This window comes from Enterococcus sp. ZJ1622, assembly GCF_011038845.1.
In the GTDB taxonomy this organism is placed as follows: Bacteria; Bacillota; Bacilli; order Lactobacillales; family Enterococcaceae; genus Enterococcus_B.
Map to the genome: position 1 here is coordinate 93914 of NZ_JAAKDW010000005.1, position 13417 is coordinate 107330.

Sequence of the window (13417 nt, forward strand, 5' to 3'; positions counted from 1 at the left end):
TGTCCCTACAAGTTTTCAGCAAATCGCAAAAAGGCTTCTTGCCCTTTTTCATCACGTTTGAATACGCCGGCATCCTCTAAGACTCGCGCAAATACATGACCGACTGCTTGCTGGACGACTTCTGTGACGTTTTCTTCTGTCAAATCGGGATGCTCTTTTTTCAATTGCTCTGCCCATGCACGATGATACTCAGCCATCTCATTTTCTTTGCCTAGCAGATACGATTCTACTTCGGCTAGTTCTGGTTTTAGACGAGGTGGCAAGACAGCAAGTCCCATCACTTCGATTAGACCGATATTTTCTTTTTTGATATGCTGGATATCACGATGGGGGTGAAAAATACCATCCGGATGTTCTTCAGAAACATTATTGTCACGCAAGACCAAATCTAATTCGAAGTAATCATCGCGCTTTCTTGCAATAGGTGTAATCGTATGATGCGGCGTGCCATCAGTAGAAAACGCCCGAATCGATACTGATTCATCTGAATACTGTCTCCACTTTTCCAATACAGTATCCGCTGCTTCGATCAGCAGTTCTTTGTCTGGCGACTGTAGCCGAATGACAGACATCGGCCATTTGACAAGACCAGCGATTACTTGCGGATAATCAGATAGTTTGATCAGTTTTTCTATTGGTGCTTTAGCCATCGGAAATTCATGACGGCCTGCCTGATAATGATCATGTGAAAGAATCGATCCGCCAACAATCGGAAGGTCGGCATTCGATCCCACAAAATAATGTGGTAATACTTCTGTGATCCGAAGCAATCGCGCAAATGTTTCTTTCGTGATCTTCATTGGCCGATGCTGTTCTGAGAGAATGATCGAATGTTCGTTATAATAGGCATAAGGAGAATACTGGAATCCCCAGCTTTCACCGTCTAAGTTCATACGGATGATCCGATGATTGGTTCGTGCCGGATAATTCAGCCGTCCTTTGTACCCTTCGTTTTCCATGCACAACATACAGGTGGGGTAATCTACTTTGACTGCGTCTTTTTCAGCTGCAATCTGTTTTGGATCTTTTTCAGGCTTTGACAAATTGATAGTGATTTCTAGCTCTCCATATTCAGAAGCCACAGGGAATTTGATATTTTTCGCAATGGCGCGTGTTTTGATATAGTCGTTTTGCTTGCTCAATTTGTAGAAATAATCGGTTGCTTCTTCAGGGCTTTTTGCGTAATGCTGGGCGAAAAATGCATTGACTACAGAAGGTGGCGGGGTCATAAGATCCATTAACTGTGCTTCAAACATCTCCCTTTCTGCTGCGAGGTCTGAAAGAACACCATTTTTCTTTGCGACATCTACAAGACGATCCAGTAAAACGACAGACGATTCGTTGACTGGGCGCACTTCCGTCTGTTCCAGCGCGTCTTCACCGATCATTCCCAGTATACGATTCTGCAAATAAAGACGATCCATCTCCATCCATCCGCCTGCTTCGATCGCAAGTGTAGCAAAATCACAAATTGTTTGACTGATTGACATACTTATTCCCCTATTCTTCATACCCATTTGGATGGCTGACATGCCAGTCCCAGGCAGTTTTGATAATTGCGTTGATATCTGTATATTCAGGTTCCCAGCCAAGAATCTCTCTTGCTTTTTCGCTTGATGCCACTAATCTGCTAGGGTCCCCTGCTCTTCTTGGTGCGATCTCTGCCGGGATATCTCTGCCAGTTACTTCTCTTGCTGCTTCCAGCATCTCTTTGACAGAGTATCCTTTGCTGCTGCCCAAGTTAAAGAAATCACTGTCGTTTCCTGCATTTAGATATTCCAAAGCTAAAATATGAGCGGCGATCAGATCTTCAACCTGTACGTAGTCTCGGATACATGTGCCATCTGGTGTATCATAGTCATCGCCATAGACAGCTAATGCTTTTCGCTGTCCTAGTGCCACTTGCAAGATGATTGGGACCAGATGCGTTTCCGATGTATGATCTTCACCGATCGATGCATCTGCTTTAGCCCCTGCTACATTGAAGTAGCGAAGTGCCACATAACGCATGCCATACGCCTGATCGCACCATTTCATCATTTTTTCCATCATCAGTTTGCTTTCGCCGTATGGGTTTTTCGGATTTGTCGGTGTACTTTCAGTGATAGGTGATTCTTTTGGCTCTCCATAAGTAGCGGCTGTAGATGAGAAGACGATTTTCTTCACATCGAATTCCTGCATGACTTCCAATAGGATCTGCATCCCATAGACATTGTTATTAAAATATTTCAGTGGTTTCTCCACTGATTCCCCTACTAATGAGCTTGCGGCGAAATGGATGACGCCTTCAACCGTTTCTTTTTCGAAAACAGAACGAAGGAATTCTTTATCACGAATATCTCCTTCATAAAAATGTGCTTGCGGATGAACCGCTTGTCTGTGTCCGGTCAATAAATTATCAACGACTGCCACCTCATAACCTTTATGAACAAGTTGATCTACTGCATGAGAACCGATATAACCTGCTCCTCCTAATACTAAAATCGACATATGAACACTCCTTTACTTCTCTCATATCCCGTTTGATCGGCAGGATCTCAAGTAGATCTTTTGCTTGTTGGCTCCGAAAAAACGGTTTATTTTATTTAGTAAATTTATAATAAAACATTTAGTAAACATTTTCAAGGCTTTATTGCAAAGGTTTCCAAAAAAACGTAAAACTGGTCTTTTTCTCGCTTTTGCTCCATAATAGAAATAACAAATAATAAATGAGGTGGTTTCTATGAAAAAATTTGTATCTGGAATACTAGTAGGAAGCCTTGCAACGGCTGCTGCTGTTGCTGGTTTAGTTGCATCAGTGAAAAAAACTGTGATCGATCCAATCGATGAAAAAGAAGCAATGATCGAAGAAAACCGCAAAAAAGCGATGCGAAAACGCGTATCACGCTAATTTTTTTTCTAAAAAAAGGATAATAAACCCAAAAGGCCGGAAGATTCTTCTGGCCTTTTGGGTTTATGTGTATTCATCCATCCGATAAGATCAATTGAGCGATCGTATCCGCTTGTCTCAAATTCCATGGATCTGTATAAGGTCTAGCTGCTGCTGCTGTCAACCAGTCAACACCTTCGACTGGGATGCCAAAACAATAAAAATCAGTTTGGATCTCTCCTGATGAACAAACGACCCGATTTGTCCCTCGTTCGACTTCGATCGCGCCTGTGGCATACTCACCTGTCTCGTCTTTCAACTTAAATGGACGAATCAATCTGTTTTTGCTTAAATCACGGATGACAGGATTTTCAGTCTTCAACACATCCGTCTTCGGGATCCGTGCTTCAATCAGGAATCGGCTTTTTATCGCTTCGTTCCCATAGTGAATCACGAATTTGCCAGATTCTTTTTGAATAGCCAATGGAGGTTCGATCAGATGAAAAATCCCCGCATCGATCAGCGCTGCCAATTCTTTCGTTCGGATAACAGGAGGTCCGATTGTCAAAAAAGCATTCAGATGTGTGAACCATCCCCATAAAATATCCTTATATTCCTGCACCGAAAAGATCCCCCATGCCATCGCTTGCCGGATCGGATCGCGCCAATCCTTTAACGCATCAAAAGCAGAAGTCAGTGCGCCTGTACAATTACCTTTTTCCGCCTCCATGATCTGATCCTCAATAAAATGACGGCTTGCTGCCGCAAAATCATGGTTAGAATCAGTGATAGGTGAACTAAGTTTCTCCCACGACCAGCGATAAGGCTTTAATCCCGGATAACGGTCCAAGCATGAAACGGTCGACTCAGCAAGAAATTCTTTTTCAAATACTGGTATATCAATCGGTAACTGGTGTTCTTCGATGATTTTTTTGTAATAAAACAATTCGACGTCTTTTTTCAGGTACTCAAAAAACAATTCCCCTGTCAGGTTTCCAGCTTCATGCCATTTTTTTAGATTCTCTTTCGTCAGCAATTTCGGCCATGCCATTGCGCCACCCTGTTTTTGATTCCTTCCTCGAGGATAGTAGGGCAATCCGCGCCTTGAACCACTGTAGATAACAGGTTCGTTTCCTGAGGGATGATAGACCAGTTTTCCTTCACGCTCTTCAAAACGCCCCCCTCTGCCACTTGTAAACAATCCTACATAATCAAAGAAGCTCAATCCTAAACCTCTAAGAATCACCGGTTCTTGTGCTGGGATCTGGTCAAGTGCCACATCAGCAGGATTGGCAGGCATCTGGTAAAAAAGCTGATGTTCTCTGGCATATTCTGAAAATGCTTGTTCCTCGCCAGTCGCTTCATTTTCCCAATGACCACTTGCTAAGATCAACCGATCCATCGTGTAGCTTTTCTGTACTGTCTTCAAGCGGAAGCCATCATCCGTCTTATCGACTGCTTCGACTAAAGAATCAATTAGTGAAAGGCTTTCCCCGTACTCTTTTTGGAGTTGGGAAAAAAACCAATGTTGATAAACGCTATAAAGACAGCGAGTCGATTGCTGATCCTTTTCCAATCGTTTGATTTCGTCTAGATAAAGCTGTTTCTCTTTGCCTGCTTTTTGTTCGATATATTCCGCTGCAGGCCCCTTGCTCCATTGGTATAAATTCGGACCTGGAGCTACTACCCCTCCACTGGATAAGGTTTCATCAGTAAAAAGAGTCACTTGCTGAGAGACCGAGTTCATCAAAAGCTCTTTTGGCTGATCCAAGCGCCAGATACGTCCACCTGGCCCAACTGGATCAAAAAGAAAAAGCTGGAGTTTTTGTTTGTTTTTATTATTGCGCAAAATTCGTTCTGCGGCACTCAAACCACGAGGCCCCGCCCCAATAATCCCTATTTTCATCTCTCAGCCTCCTGTTCCACGTAGGATTTCAGTACGACTGCCTGATTCTGTTTTTCATTTCTTGCACCATATACAAAGGTCAAAACTGGGTGTTTTTTGTATAGACTGATCAATTGACGGACTGCCGCTTTCTTTTCTTCCTCTTCTGCAAGTTCCTGTTGATACTTCTTGGCGAATAAAACAAATCGATCCGGCACATGCCCGAATTCTTTTCGCAAAGCTGGACTTGGTGCAGCTTCCTTCAGCCACAGATCGAGATGTGCTTGTTCTTTCGTTATCCCTCTCGGCCATATCCTATCGACCAATATCCGAAATCCATCTTGTGGTTCTGGTTCTAAATAGACACGTTTCAACTTAATCAATCGTATCCCTTCTTTCTTTTCCTATACGCAAATAATAGCACAAAAGGTCGAAAAACATTAAAAATCATTCTAGCAAGAGGTTGTGAAAAAGCTGCCCTGCATCAAGCAGTAAGAACAAGCAGACAAAAACAGCTCTTCATGTTTTTCGTCTGTTTGGACTTAGTGCCGTAGATGCAAGCTTTTGAACACCGTGTATGAGGTTGTGAAAGTAGCGCTTTGACCTGAGCATTAGAGAAGAAAAATGGGAAATAGCTCTCCATATTTTGCATTTTTCTGAACTAATGCCGAAGGTCAGCTACATGAACACCGTTTATCAGAGGTTGTGACAGCGCCGCTCATCTCTGAGGGAGAAGTAGGTACGTTGCATCTATCGAAAAAAGAGGATATGACAACAATCTTGTCATATCCCCTTCTAAAAGCTATTTGTTTGACGCAAAATACTGCTCGTCACAGCTTCTGCACTCTGATTAGACTTTTTTACTTTTGACTTTACCTGTCCAGCCATCATATCCGCCTTTTAGCAGATAGATATCTGTATAACCAGCTTTACGCAATTTATTCGCTGTACGGATGCTCAAGCTTTTCTTTTGATCATAAATATAAACAGGCTGGTCTTTACGAATCGATCCTAGCGATTCTTTCAGCACAGTATAAGGGATGTTTCTTGCTCCTAGAATATGACCAGCATCGAAAATATCTTTTTCTCGAACATCGATGACTTGTGCTTTTCGCATCCCTTCACGAAACTCTTCTTCAGTCAGCATCGTTGCTGACCGTTTTGCCATAACACGCAAATAAACTTCCCAGAAAACGATCGCTAGAACGATCAAAAGCAAAATGATGTTAATCACCCACAAAACCATGTAATGCCTCCACTTTATTAAGCAAATTTCAAGGCTAATGAAGCAGCACCGATAACTCCAGCTTCATTTCCAAGTTCTGCTAATTTGATTTTTGTTGATTCTCTTACTTGAGGGAATGTGAATTGACGGAAATAGTTTTCCACACGACTGCGTAAAAATTCTCCAGCTGCTGATACACCGCCGCCCAATACGATGCTTGAAGGGTTCAATGTATTTCCTAAGTTTCCGCAAGCAAGACCAAGATAGAAGCAGACACGGTCCACAACCATCAACGCAAATTGGTCGCCTTCTTCTGCCATTTCGAAAATATCCTTACTTGTCACTTCTTCCCCATTGTCAAGCATTGCTTTCAATTTCGAGTCACCTGCATACTCTTCTGCCAAATAACGGCCCAGACGCACAACCCCTGTAGCACTTGATACAGTTTCCAAGCATCCGCGTTTTCCGCAAGTACATTCAAACCCTTCAGGATCAACTGTGATATGGCCAATTTCACCACCAGCTCCGGCAACCCCGTGGATCAGATTCCCACCTGCAACGATTCCGCCGCCAACACCAGTTCCTAAAGTAACGAAGACCACATCCGGATCATTTTCACCGGCGCCTTTCCAGCGTTCGCCTAGCGCAGCTACATTCGCATCGTTATCGATAGCGAATTTGATGCCTGTTCCAGCTTCGATTTGTTTTTTGACGTATTGAACTTCTGCCCAATTCAAATTGTAAGCTCCGATAACTGTACCGGCTTCGCTGTCGACACTTCCAGGTGTCCCCATGCCGATTCCGATAAAGTCTTCTGCTTTCATGTTATATAAGTTCATACGATGGTTGATTGATTCAATGATCTCAGGGACGATGTGCATGCCATCATCCAAAATATTGGTATCGATACTCCATTTTTGTTGAATCTCTCCCTCTGGTGTCAAAATTGCAAATTTTGCTGTTGTACCACCTAAATCAATCCCAATAATCTTTTTGTCCATTACAAGTTTCCTTTCTTTCGGCTTTCTTCAATTCGGTGCTCTCTTTTTAAGATACGCCACGCAGTCATGTATGTATCGTGGTCGATCAAACGGTTGTCATAAAGATTCCGTAGCTCGATCGTCATCAACTCAATGTCATAGATGCGTGCACCCACATAGATAAAGATGCCAAATTTTTTGAACAGCTGCTGTACATCATACAAGCTCTCCATCTCTAAGCACTTCCTTCACATTATACAAGTAAACCGTATTTTTTTAAACCCAATAAAACACATATTATAAAAAGAAATACAAAAACTAACGTAGAAAGTATCCGCTGGTGAACGGAATAATCGGCATTTCTCCGAGGCAATCCTAAAATATTCCCCAGAACAAGTCCGCCTACGATCCCGCCTACGTGTCCCCAGACATCGACGGAAGTATCCATTAGACCAAAAATAAACGTCATGGCAATAAACAGCAAGAAGTGACGGACCATCTGCTGAAGCGCAGGATCATTTTTATAATGAAATCCTAGAATAAACAGCGCACCGAACAAACCGAAAAGCGACGTACTTGCCCCACCTGATAAGATACCTGTGTTATTGAAGGCGAAACTGGCCACATTCCCCATGATGCCGCTAAGCAGATAAATCAGGAAAAACCGCCAGTGTCCATAAATAGCTTCAAGCTGTATCCCCATAAAATAAAGAATCAATGAATTCATGACAAAATGCATCAATCCAAAATGAATAAAGATCGGCGTAATCAACCGCCACCATTCATTCATATAAACCAGATACGGGCCGTACATCCCCGCAGAAGCCGGAATATTCAAATTGGGAAACAATTCCATCGCTGCAAAGACAACTGTCTGGATGCCCAAGAAAATATAGGTCCAAATCGGTTTGTTCAGCCATTCTCGAAAATTCATTTGTTGATCGTTCATGAAATCCTCCTACTATACTGTTTTAGTCGATAAATAATTGTTGAATCTGCTGATCGAAGCTTTCCGGTTGCCATTGATCATTTATCTGTTCACAAAATACAAGACTGCAAGTCGACTGATGGAAATTTTCCAGATACCGATCATAGTAGCCACCTCCAAAGCCGATGCGATAGCCGCTACGATTGTACACCACACCAGGCACAATCAAAAGATCAATAGCTTCTGGCAGATACAGTTTTGCATCGGTTGGTTCAAGTACGCCAAAGCTGGAACGTTTCAAAACCGTGTGTTCATTCAGTTCATAAAATGCCATCTGACGTTTTGGCAAAGTTTTGGGGACAACGATCTTTTTATGGTCCGACCAAGCACGTTCGATGACTGGCTGCGTAGCCAATTCCGATTCATTGGACAAAGTTATCCCGATCACATTTGCCTGCTGCCATGACTTGCTGGAAAACAGCTTATTATAAATACGCTGTTCTTTTTAACCTCGTTTTTTGCCAGTTGATTCAATAACTGAATACCGGAACGTCTAAGCTTCTCTTTTGTCTGATCCAAAGAATCAACCTTCCTTCTCTCATAGAATGGTATCGGAAAATCCGAAAAATAGCAATCGAACTTCTCGATAATCTTATCTGATACAAAAAAGACACGATCAGCAAACGATCGGTCTTTCTTAATATACTCTAAAAAAACAAGTGAAATCAATGCTGCTTTTGCTTGACAAACAACAAATAGAGAAAATAAGGTGCGCCCATTATGGCGATCAATATCCCTGTTGGCACTTCCCCGCTTGGAAGAATCAATCGAGCCAAGATATCTGCTGTATTCACGAATAAGGCGCCAAATAAACTGCTGAACAAAAAGGTACTGGTATTTTCTCTTCGTGTGATCATTTTAGCCGCATGAGGCGCTAATAACCCAATAAATGACAAACTCCCGGCTACAGCCACACTTCCGCATGAAAGAGCAACCGCTAAAACTAGCAGCAGACGCTGGCTTCTTACCACATCCACACCCAAACTCTGAGCTCTCTCATGACCAAAAGACAACAGGCCGATTCTTCGGCTATATATCAGGACGATTGGGAACAAAACAACTGTCCATGGCAGCAATGTCCAGACGTAAGGCCAGCTGGCTCCCCAGATCGAGCCCGCAAGCCACGCATTGACAAATCCATAATTTTCTTTCGTCAAACGAATAGTCAATAAAAGAGTCAATGCAGAAAAACCTGCATTCACCGCTATCCCTGACAATAAGATACGGTTCATCCCCAAAAAACTTCCGCGTCTATACGCTGTCAGGTAGACCAGTAAGGACGCCAGCAAACCGCCCAAAAAAGCAACTAGCAGTAAAAAGACAGGAGAGGAATCACTAGCAAAGAAGCCTAGATACAGCATAACAAATAATCCTGCACCAGAATTGATCCCCAATATACTGGAATCAGCTAGCTCGTTTCTAGTCACCCCTTGTAAAAGATAACCTGAAACCCCTAAACATGCACCTGCCAATAAACTGATCAGCAGACGAGGCAACCGGAATTCCACTACGACAAGCTGCTGTGCCATCGTTCCCTTTCCTGCGAAAACAGCTGACAACTGATCAATATAAATGAACGGCGTACCGATCATCAAACTCCCAACGATCGTCAAGCATAACACAAATAATAGCGTATATAGAACCCAATGATTCTTTTTCATAGATGCTGCCTCCTTACTTGCAAGAGCAAAAAGGGCACGCCAATCAGTGCAATCACTAATCCAAAAGGCGTCTCAAAAGGCGGATTGAGCATCCGTGCAAGAAAATCGGCGAGCATGACTAAACAGCCGCCGCCTAAAAATGACGCAGGCAAAACATATCGGTAATCCGTTCCCAAGACACCGCGAATGACTGGCGGTACCATCAACCCGATAAACGAAACCGGTCCAACCAGTGAGACTGCTATAGCTGCAAGGATCGCTACAAGTCCGAAAGCAATCAATCGAGTACGTCTCGGATGGCCACCCAAAGCCAGTGCATGGGATTCGCTCAAATTGACTAATGAGATAGATTTTCCCAATAAAAAAGCAAAAAAAACAGCGATTGCGTATACAGGGAACAAGACTGTCAGCTGCTTCCACGTAATATTGGCTGCGCCACCGACAAACCAAAAAGCTAGATCTTGCTGTAAATTGAACAACTGTGTCAGTGCTTGGCTGATCGCAGTAAAAAATGAACTGACTGCCACTCCTGCTAAAATCAGCTGCATCGGGTCCATACCCATTTTTGAAAACTGTAAAAATCCAAAAACAAGCAAAGTGACAAGAAAAGAACCCGCCAAAGAAACAAGAAAAACAGAAAAAGAAGAAGCGTCTGGCCAGAATGCAAAACTCACAGCCATTGCCAAGGATGCACCGGCATTGATCCCAAGTAACCCTGAGTCAGCCAGCGTATTCCTTGTCACACCTTGCATCAATGCCCCACTTAAAGCAAAACAGCTGCCAACAAGAAAAGCGCCGATCACTCGTGGAAGCCGGATCGTTCGGATAATCTGCTGGGACTGATTCGCTGTATCAAAACGAAACAATGCTAACCAGAAGTCGCGATGTGCGATTGACACCGCTCCATTAGAAAGAGCTAGAAAAAAAATCGCCACAGCGATGACTACAAGCAGAAAAAGAAAACTGCTCTTTTTTCGTACACTCATCTTCTTACCTCCCGCTGTTTCGACAACAGATCATAAGTCAAGAAAACAGGTTTGTTTGTTTCGGGCAGAGTCACGATCTGTGCATCGATCTCGAATAATTGTTTCATGCATTCTTTTGTGATCACTTCGTCTGGTGTCCCTTTTACAATCAGTTCCCCCTCTTTTAATCCGATCAAATAATCGGAAAAGCGGGAAGCATGATTGATATCGTGAATCGACATTAAAATCGTCGTATGTTTTATCCGATTGATGTCAGCCAGAAGATGCAAGATTTCCAATTGATGTGCTGGATCTAAAAATGTCGTAGGCTCATCAAGGATCAGAATATCTGTTTCTTGTGCTAATGCCATGGCAATCCAGACACGTTGCGATTGTCCGCCAGATAACGTAGCAATCTCCCTTGTCCGGAATGAAAGAAGTCCTGTCGCCTCCAGCGCCCAATCGATTGCTTTCATATCCTGTTCGTCCAGTCCTTTGAATGGCTGCTGATAAGGATATCTACCATAGGAAACCACCTCTTCTACGGTCATTCCCAGAGGATGTTCACTGCTTTGGGCAAGCAAAGCGACTTTTCTTGCTAATTCTTTTGGACGATATGTAGAGATATCTGACCCATCCACGATGATTTTTCCCTTTTTAATGGGAAGGATCCTGGTAAAGCTTTTCAGCAAAGTAGATTTGCCACTACCGTTCGGTCCTATGAGACTAGTGATTTTTCCTGTTGGAATTTCGACCGAAAGCTTATCAATGATTTGTTTGTTCTGATAGCCTGTCGCGATCTCAACCGCTTCTAAATTTGTCATCTCACCCATCCTCTCATTGAAAACCATTCTCAATTATGACGTTACTTCACAAATACGTCAAGCCTTAGTTCACATGCCTGACTATAAAAAATCGATTGACAGTACCGCTAATATCAGGAATAATAGCAAATGAGAAAGATTCTCAATTATAGTAGGAGGAAAAAATGAAAATAAAACCAAAACTATTCACAATCTTGAGTACTGTGTTACTGATAGGTGTGCTGAGTGCATGTTCTCCAACAGAAAAAAACAGTAGTGCCGAATCAGCAGATCAAGCGGCTCAAGGCACACATACCGTTACAGACACTTTAGGCCATAAGGTAGTAATCCCTAATCAGCCGAAACGAATCATCGGGAGTTACTTGGAAGACTATCTGATTGCATTAGGAGAAAAGCCAGTTGCACAATGGACGGTGGGCAGTGGTTCGATCCAAGATTATCTGCAAGGTGATTTAAAAAATGTACCAACGATCTCTTATGACTTGCCGTATGAAAAAGTCTTGAGTTTTGAGCCTGATCTTCTACTTATCTCCTCAACAGCTGCAGTCGAAGGCGGGAAATATGAACAATATAGCAAGATTGCTCCCACCTATGTCGTCAAAAACGGGACAGACGTTACGTGGGAAGAACAGTTGAAAGATGTCGGTAATGCACTCGACAAAAAAGCGCAAGCAGACAAAATCATCTCGGATTATCAAGAGACAGTGAAGCAAACAAGAACGGAGCTAGCTGATAAAATCAAAGGAAAGACAGCAGCAGTCCTTTGGGTGACCAACAATTCAGCCTTTCTCGTAAGCCAGAACCGCTCAAGTGGAAGAATCGTCTATGACGACCTGCAATTCGGTGTGCCAAGCTTAGTCGAAGAAGTATCAAAAGAAGCGACATCCGACTGGTCAGCTGTTTCTTCTGAAAAATTAGCGGAATTAGATGCAGATTACCTGATTCTTGTCAATAGTGACAAAGATGCAGCGATGTTTGACCAACCGAGCTGGCAAAACCTGAAAGCTGTCCAGGAAAATCACGTGTTGGAATTCGGACCTGAATCCAGTTGGTTATATAACGGGCCGATCGCAAGCAAAGAAATGATCCAAGATATCAAAAATCAATTGGATTGATCACTTTTTTCCATAAATCAAAAAAACATCCGATGAACCTGCGGATGTTTTTTTGCGTGGCTAACGATTCTATCGGACTTTTTTTGCGTGCCTTCTAATCTCTCCAGCTTTCACAGCCGTTCCCATTTTTGGAACCGGTGAGGGTATCGGTTTTCTTTATCTGTGATCCCGATATGCTCTTCTGTCAGTTGGAATCCAGAAAAATCAATCTCCCCGATATAAGTATCCCCTTCAAATTCTGCGTCAATCAGTGTACGCCAGATCACCCCTGTTTCTGGCAGCAGTTCCTGAAAAATCCTGCTTCCTCCAGAAACATAAATATCCTCTGACTGATTGTTGCTGTACGCCAATAATTCTTCGATCGAATGCATGACTTCCGCATTTTTTTTCACCTGAAAATCCGATTGTGTGGTCAAAACGATGATGTGTCGATAAGGAATAGATAAATCCCCCATTCCTTCATAGGTTTTTCTACCCATCACTAAGATCCGATCCATCGTGTGTTCCCGAAAAAAACGCATATCATTCGGTAGTCTCCACGGCAGCAAACCATCTTTTCCGATCAGCCCATTCTTGTCTTGGGCCCACATTGAGATAAACATGTTCTCCCCTCCCAGATTTTCTTTCTATTCTACATTTTTTATAAAAAAGGAGCTGAGACAAAAGTATTGTCTCAACTCCTATTTCCCAATAAACGGTGTTCTCCTACCAACTCCTCGGGCACAAGTCACAATATTCATCAAACATGAGAAGCTGTTTTTTGAAATTGTTCCTTGTGCCTCAGAGTTAAACGGCAGGCTCACAACCTCTGATAAACGGTGTTCCAGAAGTAACTTCTTCGAAAAATAAGCCGAAATTTCACAAAAATTTGAAAAGCAATTTTCGTAAATTCCTTCTTATTTCTT

Annotated in this window: 14 protein-coding genes and 1 pseudogene; 2 read left to right on the forward strand and 13 right to left on the reverse strand. The window is 42.8% G+C overall.

Going from position 1 to position 13417, the window contains the following annotated elements:
- Nucleotides 1–5 precede the first annotated feature (5 nt).
- On the reverse strand, nucleotides 6–1490 hold the full coding sequence (gene galT, locus G7Y42_RS06095; RefSeq protein WP_165004767.1) for a UDP-glucose--hexose-1-phosphate uridylyltransferase: 1485 nt from the start codon (nucleotides 1488–1490) through the stop codon (nucleotides 6–8).
- A 10-nt stretch (nucleotides 1491–1500) separates the two neighbouring features.
- Nucleotides 1501–2490: a UDP-glucose 4-epimerase GalE gene (galE, locus tag G7Y42_RS06100; RefSeq protein ID WP_165004765.1), complete on the reverse strand. Its 990-nt coding sequence runs from the start codon at nucleotides 2488–2490 to the stop codon at nucleotides 1501–1503.
- A 232-nt stretch (nucleotides 2491–2722) separates the two neighbouring features.
- Here galE and G7Y42_RS06105 point away from each other — a divergent pair, with 232 nt between their 5' ends.
- The gene (locus G7Y42_RS06105; protein ID WP_002288457.1) at nucleotides 2723–2890 is read left to right on the forward strand and encodes a DUF3042 family protein; all 168 of its coding nucleotides are present in this window, start codon (nucleotides 2723–2725) and stop codon (nucleotides 2888–2890) included.
- A gap of 73 nt (nucleotides 2891–2963) precedes the next feature.
- Here the strand turns inward: G7Y42_RS06105 and G7Y42_RS06110 are convergent, their stop codons facing one another.
- The 10 genes and pseudogenes from G7Y42_RS06110 to G7Y42_RS06155 form a co-directional block, all read right to left on the reverse strand.
- Nucleotides 2964–4775, reverse strand: a complete 1812-nt coding sequence (locus G7Y42_RS06110; RefSeq protein ID WP_165004763.1) for an FAD/NAD(P)-binding protein — start codon at nucleotides 4773–4775, stop codon at nucleotides 2964–2966.
- On the reverse strand, nucleotides 4772–5137 hold the full coding sequence (locus G7Y42_RS06115; protein ID WP_165004761.1) for a DUF488 family protein: 366 nt from the start codon (nucleotides 5135–5137) through the stop codon (nucleotides 4772–4774). The genes G7Y42_RS06110 and G7Y42_RS06115 overlap by 4 nt, the downstream gene beginning before the upstream one ends.
- Nucleotides 5138–5604: 467 nt before the next feature.
- Nucleotides 5605–6000 carry a rhodanese-like domain-containing protein gene (locus G7Y42_RS06120; RefSeq protein ID WP_165004759.1) on the reverse strand — a complete coding sequence of 132 codons (396 nt, stop codon included), beginning with the start codon at nucleotides 5998–6000 and terminating at the stop codon, nucleotides 5605–5607.
- Nucleotides 6001–6017: 17 nt separating this feature from the next.
- A complete protein-coding gene (locus G7Y42_RS06125) occupies nucleotides 6018–6980 on the reverse strand; it encodes an ROK family glucokinase (RefSeq protein ID WP_165004757.1) in 963 nt (320 codons plus the stop codon).
- Nucleotides 6980–7192 (reverse strand): YqgQ family protein, encoded by a 213-nt coding sequence (locus G7Y42_RS06130; RefSeq protein ID WP_061343725.1) that lies wholly within the window; start codon nucleotides 7190–7192, stop codon nucleotides 6980–6982. Before G7Y42_RS06130 ends, G7Y42_RS06125 begins: the two co-directional genes overlap by 1 nt.
- A gap of 20 nt (nucleotides 7193–7212) precedes the next feature.
- On the reverse strand, nucleotides 7213–7908 hold the full coding sequence (locus tag G7Y42_RS06135; RefSeq protein WP_165004754.1) for a rhomboid family intramembrane serine protease: 696 nt from the start codon (nucleotides 7906–7908) through the stop codon (nucleotides 7213–7215).
- 22 nt (nucleotides 7909–7930) lie between these two features.
- A pseudogene (locus G7Y42_RS06140) lies at nucleotides 7931–8466 on the reverse strand (5-formyltetrahydrofolate cyclo-ligase).
- A 146-nt stretch (nucleotides 8467–8612) separates the two neighbouring features.
- Entirely contained in the window at nucleotides 8613–9608 is a 996-nt protein-coding gene (locus G7Y42_RS06145; RefSeq protein WP_165004752.1) for an iron ABC transporter permease, read from the reverse strand.
- Nucleotides 9605–10594 (reverse strand): iron ABC transporter permease, encoded by a 990-nt coding sequence (locus tag G7Y42_RS06150; RefSeq protein WP_165004750.1) that lies wholly within the window; start codon nucleotides 10592–10594, stop codon nucleotides 9605–9607. Before G7Y42_RS06150 ends, G7Y42_RS06145 begins: the two co-directional genes overlap by 4 nt.
- On the reverse strand, nucleotides 10591–11397 hold the full coding sequence (locus G7Y42_RS06155; protein WP_165004748.1) for an ABC transporter ATP-binding protein: 807 nt from the start codon (nucleotides 11395–11397) through the stop codon (nucleotides 10591–10593). The genes G7Y42_RS06150 and G7Y42_RS06155 overlap by 4 nt, the downstream gene beginning before the upstream one ends.
- A 164-nt stretch (nucleotides 11398–11561) precedes the next feature.
- Here G7Y42_RS06155 and G7Y42_RS06160 point away from each other — a divergent pair, with 164 nt between their 5' ends.
- Nucleotides 11562–12512 (forward strand): ABC transporter substrate-binding protein, encoded by a 951-nt coding sequence (locus G7Y42_RS06160; protein ID WP_165004746.1) that lies wholly within the window; start codon nucleotides 11562–11564, stop codon nucleotides 12510–12512.
- Nucleotides 12513–12622: 110 nt separating this feature from the next.
- Here G7Y42_RS06160 and G7Y42_RS06165 read toward each other — a convergent pair whose 3' ends face one another.
- On the reverse strand, nucleotides 12623–13114 hold the full coding sequence (locus tag G7Y42_RS06165; RefSeq protein ID WP_165004744.1) for a dihydrofolate reductase: 492 nt from the start codon (nucleotides 13112–13114) through the stop codon (nucleotides 12623–12625).
- Nucleotides 13115–13417 lie beyond the last annotated feature (303 nt).

Coding starts and splice junctions, on each gene's coding strand:
- G7Y42_RS06145 (WP_165004752.1), bottom strand. CDS start 9,608: ATGAAAAAGAATCATTGGGTTCTATATACGCTATTATTTGTGTTATGC.
- G7Y42_RS06150 (WP_165004750.1), bottom strand. CDS start 10,594: ATGAGTGTACGAAAAAAGAGCAGTTTTCTTTTTCTGCTTGTAGTCATC.
- galT (WP_165004767.1), bottom strand. CDS start 1,490: ATGTCAATCAGTCAAACAATTTGTGATTTTGCTACACTTGCGATCGAA.
- G7Y42_RS06110 (WP_165004763.1), bottom strand. CDS start 4,775: ATGAAAATAGGGATTATTGGGGCGGGGCCTCGTGGTTTGAGTGCCGCA.
- G7Y42_RS06120 (WP_165004759.1), bottom strand. CDS start 6,000: ATGGTTTTGTGGGTGATTAACATCATTTTGCTTTTGATCGTTCTAGCG.
- G7Y42_RS06125 (WP_165004757.1), bottom strand. CDS start 6,980: ATGGACAAAAAGATTATTGGGATTGATTTAGGTGGTACAACAGCAAAA.
- G7Y42_RS06105 (WP_002288457.1), top strand. CDS start 2,723: ATGAAAAAATTTGTATCTGGAATACTAGTAGGAAGCCTTGCAACGGCT.
- G7Y42_RS06160 (WP_165004746.1), top strand. CDS start 11,562: ATGAAAATAAAACCAAAACTATTCACAATCTTGAGTACTGTGTTACTG.
- galE (WP_165004765.1), bottom strand. CDS start 2,490: ATGTCGATTTTAGTATTAGGAGGAGCAGGTTATATCGGTTCTCATGCA.
- G7Y42_RS06130 (WP_061343725.1), bottom strand. CDS start 7,192: ATGGAGAGCTTGTATGATGTACAGCAGCTGTTCAAAAAATTTGGCATC.
- G7Y42_RS06165 (WP_165004744.1), bottom strand. CDS start 13,114: ATGTTTATCTCAATGTGGGCCCAAGACAAGAATGGGCTGATCGGAAAA.
- G7Y42_RS06135 (WP_165004754.1), bottom strand. CDS start 7,908: ATGAACGATCAACAAATGAATTTTCGAGAATGGCTGAACAAACCGATT.
- G7Y42_RS06155 (WP_165004748.1), bottom strand. CDS start 11,397: ATGACAAATTTAGAAGCGGTTGAGATCGCGACAGGCTATCAGAACAAA.